Genomic DNA, 21,733 nt, shown 5'->3' with positions numbered 1-21,733 from the left:
ATTTCTTTGATAAATACCCGAACCAGCCTTTTATTCAGCCGATTCGGATAATTAAGGTCGCAGACCTTTTTATTGCTTTGGCTGGGCATAACAACCAGAGATAGTTATGCTGATAAATCATTGCATTAAATAGTTAGAATTACTTAATTCGATCAATCATATACTCTATTTATCTCCTTATGCTTAATAAGGTGCATTATTCACCCATCCGGCAGGAGTCATTATATTCATAATATTCTGAGGTATAGGCCATAGGTTACCATCCCATAAGCATCTGATTTGCTGTGCAGCAGCAAGAGTCGGATTAGGGACCTTTCTGGGAATTACATCTTTTGCAATGTCCCAACGTTTGATATCATAGTAACGTATCCCTTCATATGCCAATTCTACACGACGCTCGTTACGTATATTATCGCGGGTTAATTCGGTTTTAGGGGGCATCTCTACTCCTTTACGGGCACGAACCTCATTAAGAGCCTTCAATGCTGTTGGATCAGAAGCTTTTCCCGATTCAAACATAGCTTCGGCATACAATAGAAGTAAATCGGCATAACGCATTAATACACAATGTTGAGAACTTATCCTGTCCCTAGCCTGAACGAGAGCCGGATTCACTCCTTTTTTCCAAGCTAAAGAGCTTACCGGGATATTGCCTTCCGATGTCCGGGGAGTACCGTCTCTAGGAGGAAATTGCTGACCGGAGTACGAATATATGGTAGGGTCAAGTATTATATCAGGACCTCCGGCAACGGGGTTTTTAGTTTTGTACTGGAATGTTTTAGTTGTAGTTCCGTTATACATTATCCAAGGATCGCCTACCATAAAAATAGTCATTGATAGGCGAGGATCTCTCACACCCGAAGACTTTTCTTCATATGCTTTCACCAAATCGAACAATGGGTAACAAGACATACGACTTCCTGTAAACTGATCAAACTGGTGCATATCATCCGGCGAGGCATACCAAACAGAAAACATTATTTCCTGATTATTTGCTTGGTCTCCAAAGAATATACCTGAATAATCGTCAACTATTTTATGTGGATTTTTAGTATTCCCAATCAAAGAATATGCAGTGGTAGCAGCCTCTGCATACTGTTTGTTATACATCAAGATACGTGTTTTAAGCAAAACCGCCGATCCTTTTACTGCATGGCCATCTGTATAAGCCTTTAAGGGAAGTCCTTCAATAGCCAAATCCATATCCGATAGTAATTGGGGAACAACAGTACTTACCGACTCTCTCTTCATATTCATATATGGAGTATCAAGTTCAACAGCATGAGTCAAAAAAGGAACATCACCATAGTTCTGGATCAATAAAAAATAAAAATAACAACGATTAAAAAGGGCTTCCCCTCTGTATTGTTTATATCTTTCGTCAGTTACTAAACTCTTTACTTCGGGTCTTTCCAGATTATCCAAAAAGTAATTACAATAGGCGATTCCTTGCCAGGCATCATTCCATAAACCCGTAACGGCTCCTCCCGTTGTGGATGTCATACCTCCCTGAGCTATATTTTGCAAACTTTGGAATCCTGAGGATGAATAAGCATTGTCACTTAGTGCTTCCATGTCTATTGCTGAACCGTTGCCGGCTCCCATTCCTCCAATCAATTGTGAACGGTAGCGAAGATAGGTCGACACCAGACCTTGCTGTATCTCCGTCTCATTTTTGTAAAACTTATCTTTACTCAACTGATCAAGAGGGTCTTTATCCAGAAAATCCTGGCAGCCGGCTAGAATCAGAGCAAATAAAAAGCAGGTTATTATAGTATATTTTTTCATTTTTATACGGGTATTAAGTAAAAGCTATAATTTAATGTCATGTATTAAAACCATAACTTATATTTATATTTATATTTAGACAGACAATAAGAGGTGTAGCATCTTAAAATGTTACTTTTAAACCAAATGTAAATATCTTCGCCTGAGGATACATTGCATCGCTCGATCCCTGTCCTGTACGTTCAGGATCTATCTGTCCATCGAAGAAATTAGTAAATGTCAATAGGTTATCACCTGAGAAATATACTCGAGCATTTTGAACAAATAGTTTCTTCGCCCATATAGCAGGTACATTATAACCAACTTGAATGCTCTTCATACGCAGATAAGATGCATCTCTAAGGAAGAAAGAGGAGTAACCGGCTTGCATCGGTCCATAGCCATCCATGTAGATGTGCGGTATATAGTTTGATGTGCCTTCGCCATCCCATGCGTCCCTCCAAAATACGGGAGGAGCAGAAGCTTGATTGAAAGGAGAAATACCCCAAGATGAGACATAGAGTTTTCGTCCCTGAACTCCTTGGAAGAAACAACTAAGATCAAACATCTTATAACTAACATTAATATTGAAACCGTAATTAAATTTAGGGAAGGCTCCCGATACCGTAGCACGGTCGTAAGTGGCATCAATAACTCCATCGGGTACTCCGTCAGGACCACTTATATCTGTATATCTGATATCACCGGGCTTGATAGTTACTGCACCTGCATAAGTTCTCACAACTCCTTCGTTGTCTATCTCTGCCTGATTCTGATAAACCCCATTCTGAACCATTACATAATAAGTATTCCAAGGCAAACCTTCTCTGCGTATATTCACTCCGTTTATCTCATCGGCACCATAGTTTAGCAAGGTATTTTTATAGGTATCCAAATTAGCTCTGATGCTATAGCGAACGTCTCCAATTTTATTATCGTGTCCCAAACTAAAGTCCCAGCCGATATTTTCCATTTCACCTTGATTTACCGTAGGCCCTGCGATCCCGACAAAATTAGGCACTTGTAATGTGCGAAGAATGTCAGTAGTATATTTGCGATACCAATCTACCGAACCATACAGTTTATTCCCCAGAAAGCCAAAATCTAACCCAACGTTAGTAGACGTAGTAGTTTCCCACTTGATATTCGTATTTACTATCGATTTACTGGTATAGCCACTTGTCATTGTTCCTCCGAAATTGTAATTGTCATTCTCAAGCATATCCTGATAAGGATAATTACCTATATTCTGATTACCTAATTGTCCCCATGAAGCCCTCACCTTAAGGTTATCCATATAGGAAAGACCTTTCATGAAATCTTCTTCAGAGATTCTCCATCCTGCTGATACGGAAGGAAATGTTCCCCAACGACCATTTCTGGGCAAACGTGAAGTTCCATCACGACGAACATTTGCTTCCACTAAATACTTACCATCGTAATCGTAATTGGCTCGTCCGAAGAATGACATTAAAGCCCACTCATTCACATCACTATCGTTGGTCTGAGCCGGAGTCGGACCCGGTTTCAAATACCACATATCGGTTGAAGTATAGCCGGTACGATAACCTTCGATTTGCTCATAATTATAACTTTCCTGACTATATCCCGCCATTGCAGTAATATTATGTACTTTATCGAAAGTCTTCAAGTAATTAAGAGTACTAAAAAGTGTATATTGTTTCGAACGGTTATTTCGCTGGCGAAAACTTTGCATTGAAGTAGAAGGACGGTTTTCAAAAACACCATTTGCATCCGGTAAAAATACCGCTCCATCCCATGTTGCATTCATAATCTTATACTGGTTTTCTGCAAATTTAACCGCACCTTTGACCTCTGCACTAAGTCCGTCAACAATCTTCACATTCATAAATGTACTTGCCAGTATATAGTTGCTATCTATCAGCTGTCCTCCACCTGCAATAGCATTAGCGATCGGGTTCTTATTTCCGCCCTTATTCTCATAGGCATACGAAGACCAACGTCCACTACCGTCAGGTAATTGCGGTGTCATCAGTGGCGAAGCAGCATATGCACTTCGCATCTGATCGCGTGAAGCATTCATATTACCTAAATCGGTATCATTAAATGAAGTATCATGACGAACACCATAGTTCATTGATATATTAGTACCAAAAGTCACCCGGTTAGTTAAAGACGATTTGAAGTTTACCTGTACATCGTATCGCTCATAATCTGTACCCAACAGAAGACCTTTTTGATTTAAATAACCTAGCCCCACATTAAATGTTGTTCCTCCTCTACCTCCATTAATACTGAGGAAGTGCTGACTAAGTGCTGCGTCTCGAATCAAATAATCCATCCAATCGCAATTAGGATATTGTGCCGGATTATAAGTCGGATCATTCGGATCTTGACCTCTTCTATAACGATCAATCTCTTCGTCCGTATATCTCCATGCCGCATTTATATTCTTTGAGAAATCGATTGCCTTATTGATTGTTTCCATATACTCTACAGAATTCGTAATACGATCCATAGGTTTCGTCGGCTTTTGCATCGAATAGTTAAAACTATATTCTATATTAAGGCGTCCCTCAGTTCCCGCCTTTGTGGTCACAAGTATTACACCATTAGCAGCTCGCGATCCATAAATGGCGGCGGATGAAGCATCCTTTAGAACCGAAATGCTTTCAATCATATTGGGATTCAGTTTATTCATATCACCTTCCACTCCGTCGATCAGCACAAGGGGATTATTTCCTGCTGAACTGAACGTTCCCATACCACGAATACGCATCTCTACGTTCTCACTACCGGGCATGGCTGAGTTCTGCGTAACCTGCAATCCGGCCATTCGACCTTGAAGCAGAGAGGAAGTACTGGGTGCAATACGAGAATTCAATTCATTACTATTAACCGCTCCTACTGCCCCTGTTAAGTTAGCCTTCTTTTGAACACCATATCCTACAACGACTACTTCATCTAATAGTTGCTGATCTTCTTTCAATACAATATTAAAAACTCGTTTTGATCCGATTTTTATTTCTTGTTTTGTATAACTCACATAGCTAACAACCAGTATAGAATTTTCATTTGGTACATCCAATGAAAACTTTCCGTTCAAATCTGCTACCGTTCCGGTGGTTGTTCCTTTTATAGAGATAGTCGCACCGATAACGGGATCTGATTTTTCATCAATAACACTTCCACTTATTTTGAAGGATTGAGCCATCAAACAAGCAGTACAAAAAAAGCATACAATAAATAGTGTACATTTTTTTTTCAATCTCATTCGTTCCTGTTTATTCATAACACATGCATTAGATTGTAATAAGTTAGATTTTGGTTTTCAATTAAGGTTTGGCTGTTGCAACAAACCCTCCATAGGGTAAAACATGAATGCTTAAGGTCTCTTTTACTATTTCTGCGTGTTCTGTAAATTGTGTTCTCTCTGTACCATCTGAGATTATTTCTATATTCTTGGCAGGAGAAAGAAATGACAAATCAAGTTCTATTTCTCGGCTTTCATTCTTACCATTGATTGCACCTATATACCAAGTATCGCCTTTTCGTCTAGCCATAACCACATAATCACCCGGGTAGCCATCCAGTAGTTTGGTTTCGTCCCAAGCTGCAGGTATCCCCTTTAAAAAATTTAGAGGAGCAGAGGGAAGAGATTCATACGATTTGTAATTGTCTGCGAAATTCTGGACACCCGATTCAAAAATCACTGAAAGAGCTAATTGATGGGCATATGAAGTAACATTAAAAGCTTCTACTCCCTGACGAATCTTATTCGAGAAAGTCACCGGAGTATAATCCATCGATCCTACCATATTACGTGTAAAAGGCACTGTTGTATTATGACGGGGCGCTTTATCACAAGCCACTTGACGACCAAAAGACTCAGCACCTTTTATGGCCTCGGTTGTCATCAGATTAGGATAAGTTCTTTCCAGACCTCGAGGAAGTGAAGACCCGTGAAAATTGACCATAATATGATGATCGGCAGCATCCGATAATATTGCATAGTACTGTTTTACAATATTTTGCTTATCAGTATCAAAGAAATCTACCTTTATACCCTTTACCCCCAGCTCCTGAATACGTGTTAATTCGGCTTTACGTGCGTCTTTCACAGCCATCAGATTAAAACTATTTATCGTATCTTGCGAACGACCTGCTCCCGAATGATACCATAACCACACACCAACATTTTTACTATTTGCGTATTTAACTACATCTTCCATAGTGCCGCCTTCCATATCAGGCCAGCCTGCATCTATCAACATATATTCCCATCCCATATCTGCTGTAAAATCGACATATTCAATCTGTGTCTTATAGTCTCTCGCAGAGGCACCGTTCGACCACCAGCTCCAACTCGAACGGCCGGGTTTTATCCATGATTCATCCGAAATAACCGATGGTAAATTCAAGTTTTGAACGATATTAGTCTCTACTATACCTGCCAGATTATTGCTGATGGCAATTACCCTCCAAGGTGTAGCCCATGGTAGGTTTGATACCGGTTCAGGATCATCAGGAATGATAACTTCTTCTTTCTCTGCAAACCGTATCTTATACAAACCGTCTTTTGTGCTACTTATATGTGTTGCACAATAAGAACCATCCAAAACAGCTTCGGTAACCATTACCCACAGCCCATTTGTATTAAACAGCATAGGGAATGCCCATCCTTTAGGATTAGGAGAATCGGTACCAATAGCTATTTCATTTTCACAGTACTGTTCATAACTCGGCTTGAATCGGCTATTCCAGTCATAAGGATGTATCCAAGCTTTACCCTCTGTAGAAAGAGCAAAACCCGTCTTTTCTGACATTACTTTAAAACTATTAGTGTCACTTTCGGGGAATTTATAACGAAATGCAACTCCGTCATTATATGCTCTCATTATCAATTGTACACTTTTCCCGTTTGAATTCTTAAAAGTCAGAGTCTGCTCATTTCCATAGTTATGGACATTGAGTTTTTTTCCTGACTTGAGGGTATATTTTTCATCAATCAGAATCGGTTTACTTTCCGAATCGAGTTTAAGATTAGTGGAAAATTGTTCGTCCTCCCTATCAATTCCCAGAGGAGACTCCATGATTGCTTTTTTTCCATTATAAGTCACATGATACACGAGTGAAGCATCATTTCCTTCTGACGATTGCTTGTTAAGAACGGTAATCGTTACATTTCCATCGGGGGAAGAAAGTACCCATTCCGATTTCTTACCCAAACAAGAGGTGAACATTAGAATAAAAATTATCCCAACAATTATATTTTTCATAGTATATAGTATTTAGGAATATAAAGGTCTCAGACCTATTTAGTATTTAAGCAAGCATAGTAATTATCATCTTTTTTGACTCAATCGTATAACTTTATATTTTCATTTACCCAAAAGAGAGCCTAGAGGTTACTTACTCATAAAGCGAAAACCAACTTTTGCTATATTATCAGGTTTTCCTTTTACAGCATTAGATATACTTCCCTGTAACTGTCCTTTTTTGTCTTTCTTAATTTCGATCTTTCTCCAAGAATATGCTCCTTTTTCATAATCGAAACTCACACCGTCATCATCATACAGGTTGTATGAACTTTCTTTAGTGCCATAATGGCGAATCTCCATATTCACTTTTTCACCCGCAGCCGGAGCATGTAAACGGGTTTCCATCAATGGAATAATACCACCGTCTTTCACATATACCGGAATCCTGTCTAATCCGGGAGTTACTGTTATTTCTTGTCCATTGCCTGCTAATTCTCCTGTGTAGAAGTCATACCAATTGCCTTGAGGCAGTAAAACCTTGCGTGTACTTTGTCCTGTAAACAAGGGTGCAACCAATAAATATTCTCCTGACATATACTGATCTTTCACTTCTTTATTAACAGCTTCCAAGTAAGGATTATCCTCTAAACTCTGGCTACCTGCAACAGTTTTTGATTCATTTCTGAAACCTTCTTCCAAAGCCATTGCCCTAAAAGGTGGAGTACCTTGAAAATGATATTTTGCAAATTCAGAATAGAAGTAAGGCATCAACTGCATACGCAATTCTGCATAATATTTTACCTGATCGGCAACTTCGGGAAACGACCAAGGCTTGGTTCCGCTCGACCATGCATTAATCATAGCCATGGGTGAGAAAGTTACAGACTGAAATCTACGCAACCACTCTTCACCCGTTTTTGAACCTCTCACTTCAGGGGTCCATAACACTCCGCAGAATCCACTATTTACCAAAGCTGTTATAAAATCTTGATGACTGTAATAATCATTATAGATCACATAAGGCAGATTATTAGCTCCTGCATTGGAAGCTCTTACAAGACCGAATGTTCTGGTATTTTCTTTCCGATACAGCCCATCTGTTAATTTTTGAGCCAATACACCATAAGTCTGACGCATTTGTATACCACTAATTCCCGATGGAAAAGTTGCCATGTCGGGCCATAAATAGAAGTCGTAACCATCTACTTCATCAATTTTATAACCACTGATTCCGATTTTCACCTGATCTTTATCCAATTGATTGGCAAATATTCTTTTCGCTTCGGGATGGTTCAAATCGGGTACAGTACCACACCATACAGTATGAGAACCTGTGTATGGTTCTATCTCTTTACTTATTGAAGCTTCGGGAGAAACATACGGATTAGTCCATAAATTGAGGCGAATACCTTTGTCCAGCATCTTCTTTGTAAATCCCGCAGGATCAGGAAAACGACTTTTATCCCACTCGAAAGAACATGGGTAAGCTTTGGTTTGCCAGCCCGGTTCCAAGCCGATAAAATCGAGGGGGTATCCTTTTTCTTCGAATTCGGCAGCCTCTTTCATTACATCATCCGCAGTATATAATTTTTGTACACGTTGCGTAAAACCCAGCCCCCAACGAGGAGGAAGTGTGCCGCCCCCGCAATACAGATTGTATTTTTTGATGGCATCTAAAGACGACTCTCCTGCAAATACATAAAACTCTATCCCTTCGGCAGGAATATACACCTCAACGGCATCCGAATAAGGACGCGAACTCCATGTTTTATCCGTATTACGATCTTTTGCCACAGGTGGATTCTTCGAATCCTTTCTGACACCTGTTCCAACGTAAAATGTGAGGTATTGAGCCGAATTGATTAGTATACCATATCCTTCCGAAGAAACATAAAATGGCACGGGAGCATGTGTCCGTCCATTGTCTTTTCCTCCATAATGGTCTACATGCAAATTGAGTATCTTACCTCGTTGATGTACTGTCTGAAAATTAAGTCCCAAGCCATATATCTGCTCGTCTTTCATAAGAGGAAATCTCAAATACGTTTTTCCATCTATTATCTCAGCATGAATCTCTGTTTTATTCAACGGGAATGCTGTTTCTTGCAATTTACTCAATACATCCGATTTTGGTTTACTGCCGGCAGCACTCAGCAAGGTATAGGAATCGGGCTTACCAAACGAACCTTTCCAGACCCCGGGAAACTCTTCAGTCCATTGAATCGACTGGGCTTGTAATAAGAATACAACCAGACTCAAGATGGTCGAAATAGTGATTTTCTTCATAAACTATTATTTTCAAAGGTTGTTTTATTTTAATAATGCCCACGCACACCATAGCATAGGAGCCTGCCCATGCATATCTCCTGTTTTTTGCTTACGGTCAAGGTAATACTGATAATCATTCTTGCGATTAGTACCCTCACAGACGTTCGATATATCTCCGTCTTCATTGATATAATCAATCAAAGCGAGCCATGCCTTACGAACCGAAGGAGCATATTCATTCTTATCGAGCCATCCGTTTTTTACACCCATTATCATAGCATATGCAAACATGGCCGAACCTGATGTTTCTACCCACGATTCGGGTTTGTCTATAAGCTGCCCCCACAATCCATCGGGTCTCTGGTACTTTTTTAGACTTTCCATCATTTTTAGGTAAGATGCCATAATAGTCGAGCGGTCTTTATTATTCTTATCTAAAGAAGTCAGCAACTCGCTCATACCGGCCGCCATCCAACCATTGCCCCGCCCCCAAAAGAAAGGAGCGTCGGGTGCGTGGAAAAACAGTCCGTTAGGTCGCTGAATGGTATCCAGATAAATAACCATCTCATGAGCAGCACGCTCTATATACTTTTTATCTCCTGTAATATGATATGCCTTAGATTGTACCATTGTTATCATATACATGTCATCAATCCAATAGCGAGTCTGCCATGTAAGATTCTGATCTAAAAACTTCTGATATTCATTTTTCTTCACTTCAGGAGAATCTACAGGTAGTGTCCATTGTGCATCGGCAAAGCGCATACCCATATCGTAAAATCGCTGATCTTTGTTGTGTTTATAAAGCTCTAAAGGAACTGTACCAAAAACCGAATAGTCTACATGAAACGGTCTGGGTACTAAATGCTTTTCATCATCGAAGAAAGGTAAAAAACGCTGCTCCAATTTTTTGAGCAATACTTTATTATTAGTTACTTCTGCAAATTTAATGGCTCCATACCATGCACATACTTCTGGGTAAGTAATTGATTTGGGAGGTGCAGGTGGTCTGAAACTATTATGCGGACTTTCTACAAAGCGATTTGCAACCAGCAACCCAATAGTTTCAGGATCTTTTCCTTTTGGCCAGTTTTTCAAATCTGTATTTTCCCGGGCATACAATTCTGAAATACAGAAAATGCCCATTGTGAAAAATAAGATTGAGAGTATTGTCTTTTTCATGGTATTAAAAAATAAAGGTTCGGTAATATATTCAGGTTCTCAAATGTAGCGACTGATAATCCATTGGATTTGTAATACTTATTCAATTATTTATAAAATCGAATCATTTTTTTAATCTATCGGTTTATTTCTTTTCGATTAAGGTCTGCTGTTGGCTTCTACTCATTATATTTTGTAAAGCATCCAGACCTAAACGATCTTTTAATTGTTGATAATAAAGACTTTTGGGATTAACTGTCTGATCCGCCAGTTCGATCCAGCCATCACCAATTGATACCAATCCCTTGTCCTGAAAATTGCTTCGGGAAACTCCGTTTATTGCTGTTATTGTACTTTTCCTGCCATTCTTAACCCACTTATCATGTATAGTTCCATTGCTTCCTATTGCAAAATTTTGAGCTGTAGGAGGCTGCATCACCATAATAACGGGAGCACTGCAATTCCAGAAAACAATCTGCGCACCAGACCAACCATGCCCCGAACCATACCATCCCCTATTTACGGATAGTAACGAGCCATCGGGTCCTTTGATTGTAATATTATCATAGAGACAACCCGCTGCCCACCGTTGATGGGGCTCGCTTGAGGCAAAGGTCATATCTCCCGAACCATCTACAAAAGCATTAGGTCCTGCGACGCTTGCCCCCAATACAAATTCGTGTCGATGGTGACTCGAATAACAACGCTGAAACAAACACATCTGTCCCCAAACCGAATAGGCATAACGACGACCTCCTGTAATAACCGATACGGGATTTGTTGCTGATAAATCTTGCCCGGTAATAAACTTGGCAGAAGGAGAAGTCCAAACACAACAATCGAACTGTTCTACACTTACATTTCTTACCCATGCATTTTCGATCGCATTGCAAAAAACAAAATTGTTTGCATGCTTTTCGTCAGCATTATACTCTCCTATATATTTATCTTTTTCTTTCACCCTTGGATTATATACCGACATTCCATAAATATTCTCGATTCCACACTGAGCAATCCTTTCGGGGAAAGTATATTTATAAATTCTTGCTCCGCCAAATTCTTGTTGCAGAGCATTTACAAGAGGAATGTCCAAAGTAATCTTATCACCGTTAACAGAAACTATAGTTCGCTCAAATAACAAATCCTTAGATCCTGCCTCCCACTGTTTTGTTCCATTTGTATTTGTGTTGTTTCCGTATTTACGAAATCGCAGAAATGACTCCTTCGTAGTCTCACCCTTTAGCGGACGAGGCGCTATTGAATCCATACCGATCGCATGAATCCATTCGGCAGTGCTTGGACGATGCACTACCACATTATCCCCTGCTTTAAATGCTTTCTCTGCATCTTTCACATGTATTATTTTACTTCCCGATGGAACATATTTATCTGTAATATATTGTTCTGAAGAAGCTATAGGTGTAAGTTTGGCATTAACTCCTAACTCAATCACATTGTATTTATTTGTGGAAGTAGCCAATAATACGGTTCCATTCTCTTTATTATTTCCTTCCCCTCTCAGCACTATGCCGCTAACTGTTATCTTTAAAGGAGAGGATATATTATATACACCTCTTTTTATTAATATAGCTCCTCTGAACCCATTTTTATCAGGGCTCAATTTTGACACCGAATTGATTACCGACTGAATTACAGGAGTATCATCTCCTCTACTTGGAGATTCAACCACAGCTACAATCGGCAAATCGGGTATAGCTACACCACCGCCCATATATCCACAATTGGAAAAATCGGGAATTATATCGCCTTTATCTGAATAGGGTTTGTATTCGAGTTTTCCATTTTGTCCGAAATAAACTAACTCACTTTGAGATTGACCGAATAATAAACTGCTAGTAACGATTAGAATAAAGGATAATGTTATCCTCCTTATTTTATCTTTCATAATAAATAGTTTTAAGGAATATTCAAATCTCAGCATAAATTATCTTTCGGATTTGCAAGAATCAGTCAGATTCTTGTAGAAACTGTCAAAATATAATATCAATGCCTCCCATTACAGTAGTACCGGGCATAGGGAACCCTTCGTTGATAGTATATTTACGCCCTGTAAGATTATCTCCATTCATAAACAGAGAGAATGTTTTCGATAATTTATAAAGAGCCCGCGCATTAAGCAAAGTATAATTTTCGGTTTTAGAATCGTCTCCCACCCGAGTATATAACTTATCGATATATTGAGTATTTGCACTCAATGTCAATTTATTTATCTTCCAAGTGGTTTCAATAAATGCCATGTGTTTGGGTGCAGCAATAATAGGTTTATTGGTCCGGAGAAAACTATAATTCCCTGTCACTTTTAAAGAGGGTAAAATATAGTAATTGACAGCAAACTCAAATCCTTTATTTATAAAAGAACCGGTGTTCTCATTTAGCATTTTTCCATCTACAGGAACAGTTTGTATCATATCCTTCCCATCGATATAGAAAGCTGTTAATTCGAAATTTAACTTACTTTGCAAACATTTTTGGAGAATCGAAAAATCATAATTTATCATCGATTCAGGTCTTAAATCGGGATTTGCTGCAACATACATATACAAATCTCTAAGATTGGGACTTCTAAAGCCTTTTGACAATGAAGCCTTAAGAGTTGTATTTTTATTCAGTTGATAAGCTGCTCCAACTTGCGGCACCCATTCACGACCATATACCTGATTTATTTCGAGGCGAATACCTGTATTTAATGTCAAATTGTGAAATAATGTCTGTTGCATCAATACATAAACTCCTGTTTCATTTACAGTTTTATCTATAATATCCACTTCTTTGTCTGGAAATTGATTCCAGGCATGACCTCCCCAGTTTTTATAATCGAGTCCGGCAGTTAAAAGATTACCCTTGAAAAAATGAGCCGATTGATAAAGCATAAACCCTGCATTATGATCTCTCGATTCAAATAAATAATCTCTAGGCTTTCCATTTTTCCATCCGTCATTTACTTCATGATCTCCATAATTATAGAAAGCCTTAAATGCCCCACTTGTCTTTGAATAGTTATTCTCTACTGATAATGAATAAGATGAGCGAAGAGCATCCACCCAATTATCTGTCATTAACTGTTCAATACTTCCCGGATTATTCGATTTAAATTTAGCTACCATGGCATCACCTGATACATTCCAGTTATGAGAGATTTCATAGCCGGCCTTAACAAATCCGTTAGTTATATAGAATTTCGAATTATCACGATGCCCATCTGTACGATCATGATTAACGGACGCAAATACATTCAGTTTATTTTCTTTTAATCCGGCATTCGCCATGTATTTTTGTGTGTTGTACGATCCGTATTGTAAACGTGCCTGTCCATTAATTCCATCTTGCTTTGCCTTACGTGTTATTACGTTAATAACTCCGCCCATAGCATTAGACCCATAGAGCAGCGAACCCGGACCTCGTATTACTTCTACCTTTTCGGCATCAGAAGATACGTATGTATCAGGAAGATGATGCCCGAAAATACCTGCCCACTGGGGTTGCCCGTCAAGAAGCATCAGCACTTTATTTCCGCCTCCTACTCCTCTGATATTGACAGCTCCAGCTGAACCCGACGATACACCAAAACCCGTTATACTACGCTCTGTCACAAAAAGCCCCGGTACACGTCCCGACAAAACAGAGAGTAGAGCCGATTCTCCATCCGCTTCTATTTCGTCACGTGTGATAACTGATACTGTGGCCGGTATCTGATTGCGGTTAACTTGTGTTTTTGTACTACTAACCACAGTTACTTCACCCAACGAAATGGTATCTTTTCCTATAGTTTGAGCTGATAAATAACCAAAAGGCAGAGAGATAAAAGCCCAGATGAAAATACAGATTCTCATATTAAATTGATTTTAAGGTCACACTTTATTGTTGCTATACTAAGTTAAGTAAATATTCGATATACTTTCTCCGTACAGGTAGTACTAAATATTTAATGCAATATTTTATCACCTTAACTACCTGTAGCTGTTATACTTGCTAAACTGCGACCTTAATAAACTATTGCAGTTACGCTTACCTACAGAACAAACAGTTCCAGCACCTTATTTTACAGTAATCTTCTGCGCATTTATTTCTTTTATAGCCGGCTGTTTCACATGGTCTTCAGGTATAGCTAATGATTCTATCGTAGCTCCAATTACATCATCTAAAACTACAGCATATCGTCCGTCGGGTTTCTCGTATCTGATGACACAATTTTTCAATAATACCTCCTTTGCATGGCGAAACCAAAAACCATATGCCGGTTGTATCTTCATATCTCCCACATTGTAACGCCCTACACCTATTTCTGGAGGTGAAGCGTCTGAATCCTCAGACGGATGTCCTCCTTTGACGAGTAGATTTATATCCTTGAACTGAATATTCTTAATATACGCGGTATGTTCCCCATTAGGTAATTTGAAATTCAGACCACCTTGTACCTTGTCTGAATCCGCTAATTTATATCCGGCAATTATAGGTGTAGCTTCGTTTTGTTTACCATCATAAGCTACCCAGCGTGGCGCTTTAAAAGAACTACCGGCATATACTTCTGATATATCGACATTATTTATTATAATATTTTCGACCGATCCTATATTTACATTCGTGCATAGCAGTTCATTGCGTGTTTCAGCATTCTCTGAAAAAGAATACATTTCTACATCTGCTCCTATCACACGCCCCCTGTTAGATATCGAAATAAAAAAAGGAGCACGAGTGCGAAACATTTTGGATGGATGGTGTACCAAGCCTGTACGCCCTGTATTCAGATAGATGTTTTTTACGTGCCCTCCGTCATTCGTTGAAATAGAAAACCCTGCTTTATTAGAACCCAAAACATATATATTATCAATATATACATCCTGAATATCGTCGGCAGTCTCTGAGCCTATCTGAAAAAGATTACAGTTTGTATCTCCAATAATATTCCGCACCATATAGTCCTTCGCAGGACGTGTGAAACCTAATGAACAATCAGAACCTAGCTTTACAATATCATCGGAACTCACTTTCGAGTAAATATTTTTTGCAATCACATGACTACATCCCATAAAATCATAAATATCACGGGAATTCCCAACCTCGGCTTTACCAAAGTATGTATCATGCACGTTTATACTATCAGAACCGGTTGCTAGAAGAACAAAATGACCACCCTGATCTATATACAGCATATTATCAAGCATCTCGTTTTTATCATTCAGATAATACGGTTCATCCGTTGATGGATTATACCATAAATCTTTATCAATATTATAGCCCCCAATTTCTACATTTTTACAAAGTTTGAAAGTAAACATTTTATCAGCTCTTTTTTCGGGAGCATTATTCATAACCTTATCGCCTGTCACTAAATTGCTATCGCCTGTAATCCTGCCATTTCCGAATATCTTGATATTCTCTTCTCTTTCTGCAAAAAACATCGTATTCCGAAAGAAGGTATGCCCCACATCTTGTTTCGTCAAATAGTTTTCAGGATCAGAATAGGGAGACTTATCAGTAGGGGATAATCCCGATCGGTATGCTTTATCGCTGAACCAAGTATTCTCAGGAGCGTCATTGCCTTGAATAGCTTTCAATGTCGCATCCTTATCAATATGTAACCAGACATTACTTTTTAAATGTGCTGTGCGTATATTATAAACTCCTTTTGTAAAAGATAGAACGCCTCCTCCTAACGAATTTATATAATCAATTGCTTTATTAACAGCCTCTGTGTCATCTGCAATTCCATCGCCTTTTATGCCTAATGACCTTGCACTCCATTTTCCCGAGTAGAAATATACGGGGTTTGAATCTCCTTCATTATCGCCACCTCTTACCGATAGTCTAAACATATAAAGTTTATCCTTTTCAATATTTCTAAATTCTACTGATGATAATAAAGGATCGACTTCTTTTGCTACAGACCAACTCTTACCATCATTTAAAGATTGCATCAAAATTACTTTTGTCGCCTTTTTAGGTACAGACCATTGAAATTTTAAATCGGTATAAAGTTCTGAACTTTCATTATATGTGAACATTCGGGGAAGCTCTCTTCTGAAATTTGTAATGGAGGTGGTAGCCGTAACTGTAGCCACACTCATTGGAGTAATAGCACTTGTATAAATCTGAGGTTGAGAAGTAGTATAATCCGATTGAAAAACATAGTTTCCTCTCCTTGCCAACTCTACATTTTTGATTCGAATTCTCAAATCAATGCCGTTTAGCGGTCTTAAATCAATATCGGAGAAAGTAATAATCTGTCCTCCGTCGGTATGCGTCGAAACAGTTGCTTCTCCCACTTTTTTACAGGAATAGTTTGTACCTGTTCGCCCGATAGATTGTTTAGGCAGATCACGTAAACTTACTTCTCCTCGACCTATTACATCTACTGTTGTATTGTCTAAAGTTACATTAATACCCTTAGGTATATATATACGTATTGTTGCATAAGGAGTTCTTTGCCCGGCTATGAAATCAAGTACAATATCAGATGGAATATCTATAGTGTAATTTTCGCGATGAGCTGCTAATTTAGGCGATAATGCTTTTTCTTCAACTTTAATATTAAACCGTTTCTTTTTACCCGAAATAGTAATTTCCAGAATATCATCCGAAACTAAATAACCGTTCATTTTTACTTTTCCATCCTTATCAAGGATAGTGTAAGCAAAGGGTTCATTGTCCTTTCTCCTAAGTTGTTCTTGCAGACTATTAACAGTAATTCCTGTAGAAACTAAACCTTGATCTTCCGGTGTATCCACAGTATATAAATATGTAGAACTCGAAGATATTACCAATGTATCTACGCCAATGCGTATTACATTAGGAGCAAAACCTCTTTCAACCAAAATTGTTGAAGACTTTGAGGCTGCTCCCCAAAGAAAAGCCGTATTTATAAGAACAGATAAGGTTATAATTAAACGTCTCATAGTATTTAGGTCTAAAGTATTCAGATCATAAAACTACTCAAAGAGTTATCTAATCATTTGTAAAAAACAATCAAATAATTGCAGAATCAATCCAATCGACGTTTTATCCTTGCCTATTGATTTGTGTATTCTGTAGGAGACATTCCAAAATAAGTTTTGAAACAATTTGAAAAATAAGCATGACTATTAAATCCTACGGCAACGTATACTTCCGAAACCGGCAGCTTTGCTTCTTTCAACATTTTCGCCCCCATATTCAAACGAAAATTACGAATAAACTCATTAGGGGAAAGATTGGTAATAGCTTTTATTTTTCGATATAAATTAGCTCTGCTCATTCCAACATCCCGACTAAAATCATCCAAATTAAGTTCGGGATTCGAAACATCTTTTTCTAATATTTCATATAACTTCTGCATAAATCGTTCATCTACAGAAGAAGCTTCAACACCTAAAGTTTCCAAAGAGAACCGTTTCCCGTATATCTCTTTTAAACTCTCTCTGGCTTGAAGAATATTTATTACTCTGGCAATTAATAAAGACGAGTTAAACGGTTTCACGATATATTCATCTGCTCCTGCCTCGTACCCTTCCTTTATATCGTCGGTCATGGCACGTGCAGTAATCATTATCACCGGAATATGGCTGGTTCGCAAATCGGTTTTTATCTTTTTACACATTTCCATACCATCCATTTTGGGCATCATCAGATCCGAGATTATTAGATCGGGAGAATGATTTACAGCCTTATCAATAGCTTCCGATCCGTTGGCGGCTTCAATAATATTATGTGCATCTTTTAATAGAGAAATAATATATTTACGAACATCAATATTGTCTTCCACAACTAAAATTGTGGTTCTTTTTATCGTTTTCTTTTCCTCCGATTCTTTATCTTCCGAAATATCTATGGTATATGGAAATTCAGTCTCCTCTGTGACTTCCTCGGTATAGGGATCATCTCTGAAACAATCCTTACATATGGGAAGAATACATCTGAAAATAGCTCCTGATTCTTCGGGACTTTCAGCCCATATAACTCCATGATGCATTTCTATAATAGATTTACTTAAGCTCAACCCCAAGCCTGTACCCGATGCAGAGTGTTCGTTCTGTGCCACCTGATAAAATGGTATAAATATTTTCTCCAGTTCATCATCTGCAATTCCGGTTCCGGAATCCTTGATTTCCATTATTATATATGATATATCTCCATTTGTAAACGTTTTTGTTTTTTCTGCAAAACTCTTCTTTATTTCAGACAGAGGCATACTAGTTAAATTGACTTCAATAACCCCTCCGTTTGGCACATTTTTAAAAGCATTGGACAGCAAGTTGAAATACACCTTCTCCATTAAGCTTTTGTCAAACCAATTATTAACAAAATCTATCGTATGATTAAACTCAAAATTAATTTTCCTCGAAACTGCCAATTCTCTAAATATTAAAACCATTTCTTCGGAAAATTTCACAAAATCATTTTCTGAGATTTTCAGACTCATTGTCCCACTTTCTTTCTTTTGGAAATCCATTAAGTTATTAACCAAACGTAATAATCTTCGGGCATTACTCCTCATCAGTATCATATTTTCTTTGACCTTAGAGGTAAGGTCCTCCTTTTCCACCATATCTTCCAACGGGTTAATGATCAGCGTAAGTGGGGTTCTTAGTTCGTGCGAAAAATTAGTGAATAGCTTATTTCGAGCCTGATGGAATTCGTCTTGTGTTTTCGCTTCCATCTGTTTCAGTTTTATATCATCTTCCAATCGCTTCTTCTCTATAAAATAGCGTATAATAAACAATATAATACCGGTAATAAAAAGAACATAGAAGATATAGGCCCACCATGTTTTCCAGAATGGAGGTAAAACAATGATTTTTATACTTGCTCCTTCATCATTCCAAACACCGTCATTATTAGATCCTTTAACTACAAACCGATATTCTCCGGGAGGGATATTTGTATAATATGCCATCCGTCTTGATCCCACATTATTCCATTCTTTATCGAAGCCTTCCAATTTATAAGCATACTGGTTTTTATCGGCAAAGATGAAGTTGAGAGCACTATACTCTATTGAAATATTAGACTGATCGTATTTGAGAACAATTTCTTTCTGTGAATTCAATTGCTCTCTAAGTATTTTATCCTCACCACCGGGCACGATTTTAGTATTATTGATATATAAATTATTAAAGACAATGGGTGGAACATAAGGGTTAACAGTCATTCGCTGCGGATTGAATGTTACAAAACCATTACTACCGCTAAAAATTATATTATTAGTCGAGAGCTTCAAACCTGCATGAAGAGTAAACTCATCAATTTTAAGTCCATTGGAATGTGTATAATTCTGAAAAGACCTCGCTTCTGTATTAAAGTCGGAAATACCTGTAATTGTACTAATCCATAGATGCCTATTGCCGCCATCTACAATCATACACACATTGTTATTCAATAAGCTGTCTCTCGTGCCATAAGTAATAAACTTATCCGATTTAGGATCAAACAGGCTTATACCTCCACCAAAAGTTCCAATCCATATCTGTCCCGCACTATCTTTAACTATAGAAGTAACAAAGTTTTCCGGTATTTTATCCGGATTATTCTCTAACGGGTTATTCTTATAATTCTTCAGTATATGGGTATTATAGTCATAATAGAACAGACCATTATTTCTTGTTCCAATAAGAAATACATTTGTCTCGATCTCAAGTATACTTCTTACATCCGAAAATCGAGTATTTGGCTTCCCTATAACCGGAAATTCTTTTTTTACATCTTTATTCCCTAAAACCAGAGAAAAACCATATTCGCTAACACCACCTATTATTAAGTCTCCTTTTCGGGTTTTTCCTATCTGATAAACAGACCTTTCCTCTTTCAGATCATACTCCAATGAAAATTTGCGGCTATTCATATCAAAACTATAAATAGTACCGAGATTGGTCCCACAAAGTATTCTTGATCCATCTTGATAAAGCGATTTTATTATATTCTTTTGATATACTTTATTCGCATTATCAAATATCAAGTAATGGCTAAATGATTCTGTTTTTTTATCCACTTCCAGTAATCCTCCTCCTTCAGTTGCAATATAAAGGCTGCTTGGAGTCTCGACAATGGGTCCCATTATTCCCAATATAGCCTTCAAACTTGCACTGGGATTATAAAACTGAAATTTTTGACCATATCTGTTGTAATAACAAATACCGCCCGCATAGGTGCCCACCCACAACGTTTGCGATCGGTCGAAGTAAACGCTGATAATCGAGTAATGACTCAATGCACCTTGCCCTGAAGAATATTCTTTATATTGTGTAATCTCTCCTGTTTTATTGTCTATCACATTGAGCCCATTAAAAGTTCCCACTACAATACTTCCGTCCGGTGCCTCAGTAATGTTTCTTATATTATTATTTGTCAACCCATTACTCTCATTATAATAAGTAAATTCCTTTCCACCTTTCTTCAAATAACTTATGCCTTTGTTTTGTGTACCCACCCATAAATTGTCGTTCCTGTCAATAAAAAGGACTTTCACATAATCATCAGAAATGCTATACGGATCATTCGGTGTGTTTTTATAAACTGTATATTGTTTATTATCCAGATTATATACAATTAATCCCTCACTTAAAGTACCGAGATAAAGTTTATTCTCTTTCTTTACTATTGCATTCACACGATTATTTTCCAATAGATTATCTATCGTTATACGGCGAAATGTATCCGTAGCCCGATCGTATAAATTCAAGCCTTGATTTGTACCCACCCAAAGATTATTCTGATCGTCAAAAAAGATAGACAATATTGTATTGTGATATAAAGAGTTCTGATTATTAGGTTCGAGATAATACCTCTTAAATTTATTTGTTGAAGGGTTTAAGCAATTAAGTCCATTGTTTGTTCCTATCCAAAGATTCTGATGATTATCCTCGGTCATACATAGAATATGATTATCACTTATACTCGAATTGTCTTCTGCATTCGTTATAAATACATCAAAATTATAGCCATCAAACCGATTCAAACCATTCCGTGTTCCAAACCACATGAACCCTTTACTATCCTGGAGAATGGAGGTTCCCGTTATTTGGGATAATCCATTTCCTAGCGATAGATTAGAGAAGTAATATAATTCTTTTCCCTCCACACAGATTAATGACATAGAGAAGAGAAGAAGAAGTAGTAAGTTCTTCATAGAAAATCAGGCTAATAAGGTCTCAGACCTATGTGTTACTTTGGTATAGTAGTTAATCGATATATTATATTCACCGTGTGTTTATAATATATATATCTGTTCCTACTTATTGTTACTTAATTCACTCTTGGGAAATATTCCAACTCCCGATAAAAATAGTGAAATCAATCCAAAA

9 protein-coding genes are annotated in these 21,733 nt (G+C 37.8%); all 9 read right to left on the bottom strand.

Features of this window, described 5'->3' with window-relative positions:
- Positions 1-183 precede the first annotated feature (183 nt).
- Complete coding sequence (locus tag CLV62_RS22010) at positions 184-1,788, bottom strand: RagB/SusD family nutrient uptake outer membrane protein (RefSeq protein WP_110309962.1); 1,605 nt, start codon at positions 1,786-1,788, stop codon at positions 184-186.
- Between the two features lie 103 nt (positions 1,789-1,891).
- Complete coding sequence (locus CLV62_RS06420) at positions 1,892-5,023, bottom strand: SusC/RagA family TonB-linked outer membrane protein (protein ID WP_245904026.1); 3,132 nt, start codon at positions 5,021-5,023, stop codon at positions 1,892-1,894.
- A gap of 61 nt (positions 5,024-5,084) precedes the next feature.
- The gene (locus CLV62_RS06415; RefSeq protein ID WP_110309960.1) at positions 5,085-7,028 is read right to left on the bottom strand and encodes a glycoside hydrolase family 97 protein; all 1,944 of its coding nucleotides are present in this window, start codon (positions 7,026-7,028) and stop codon (positions 5,085-5,087) included.
- A 129-nt stretch (positions 7,029-7,157) separates the two neighbouring features.
- A complete protein-coding gene (locus CLV62_RS06410) occupies positions 7,158-9,296 on the bottom strand; it encodes a glycoside hydrolase family 31 protein (RefSeq protein WP_110309959.1) in 2,139 nt (712 codons plus the stop codon).
- A 24-nt stretch (positions 9,297-9,320) separates the two neighbouring features.
- On the bottom strand, positions 9,321-10,460 hold the full coding sequence (locus tag CLV62_RS06405) for a glycoside hydrolase family 88/105 protein (protein ID WP_110309958.1): 1,140 nt from the start codon (positions 10,458-10,460) through the stop codon (positions 9,321-9,323).
- Between the two features lie 124 nt (positions 10,461-10,584).
- Positions 10,585-12,345, bottom strand: a complete 1,761-nt coding sequence (locus CLV62_RS06400; RefSeq protein WP_110309957.1) for a pectate lyase — start codon at positions 12,343-12,345, stop codon at positions 10,585-10,587.
- An 85-nt stretch (positions 12,346-12,430) separates the two neighbouring features.
- Positions 12,431-14,290 carry a TonB-dependent receptor plug domain-containing protein gene (locus CLV62_RS06395; RefSeq protein WP_110309956.1) on the bottom strand — a complete coding sequence of 620 codons (1,860 nt, stop codon included), beginning with the start codon at positions 14,288-14,290 and terminating at the stop codon, positions 12,431-12,433.
- Positions 14,291-14,494: 204 nt separating this feature from the next.
- Positions 14,495-17,353, bottom strand: a complete 2,859-nt coding sequence (locus tag CLV62_RS06390; RefSeq protein WP_110309955.1) for an endopygalactorunase — start codon at positions 17,351-17,353, stop codon at positions 14,495-14,497.
- Positions 17,354-17,466: 113 nt separating this feature from the next.
- The gene (locus CLV62_RS06385; RefSeq protein WP_110309954.1) at positions 17,467-21,558 is read right to left on the bottom strand and encodes a two-component regulator propeller domain-containing protein; all 4,092 of its coding nucleotides are present in this window, start codon (positions 21,556-21,558) and stop codon (positions 17,467-17,469) included.
- Positions 21,559-21,733 lie beyond the last annotated feature (175 nt).

Source organism: Indolivaga alginatilytica (assembly GCF_003201355.1).
Classification (GTDB): Bacteria; Bacteroidota; Bacteroidia; order Bacteroidales; family Dysgonomonadaceae; genus Dysgonomonas_A; species Dysgonomonas_A alginatilytica.
Note: the sequence above shows the minus strand (reverse complement) of the source record. Positions and strands in the feature narration are given on the sequence as shown.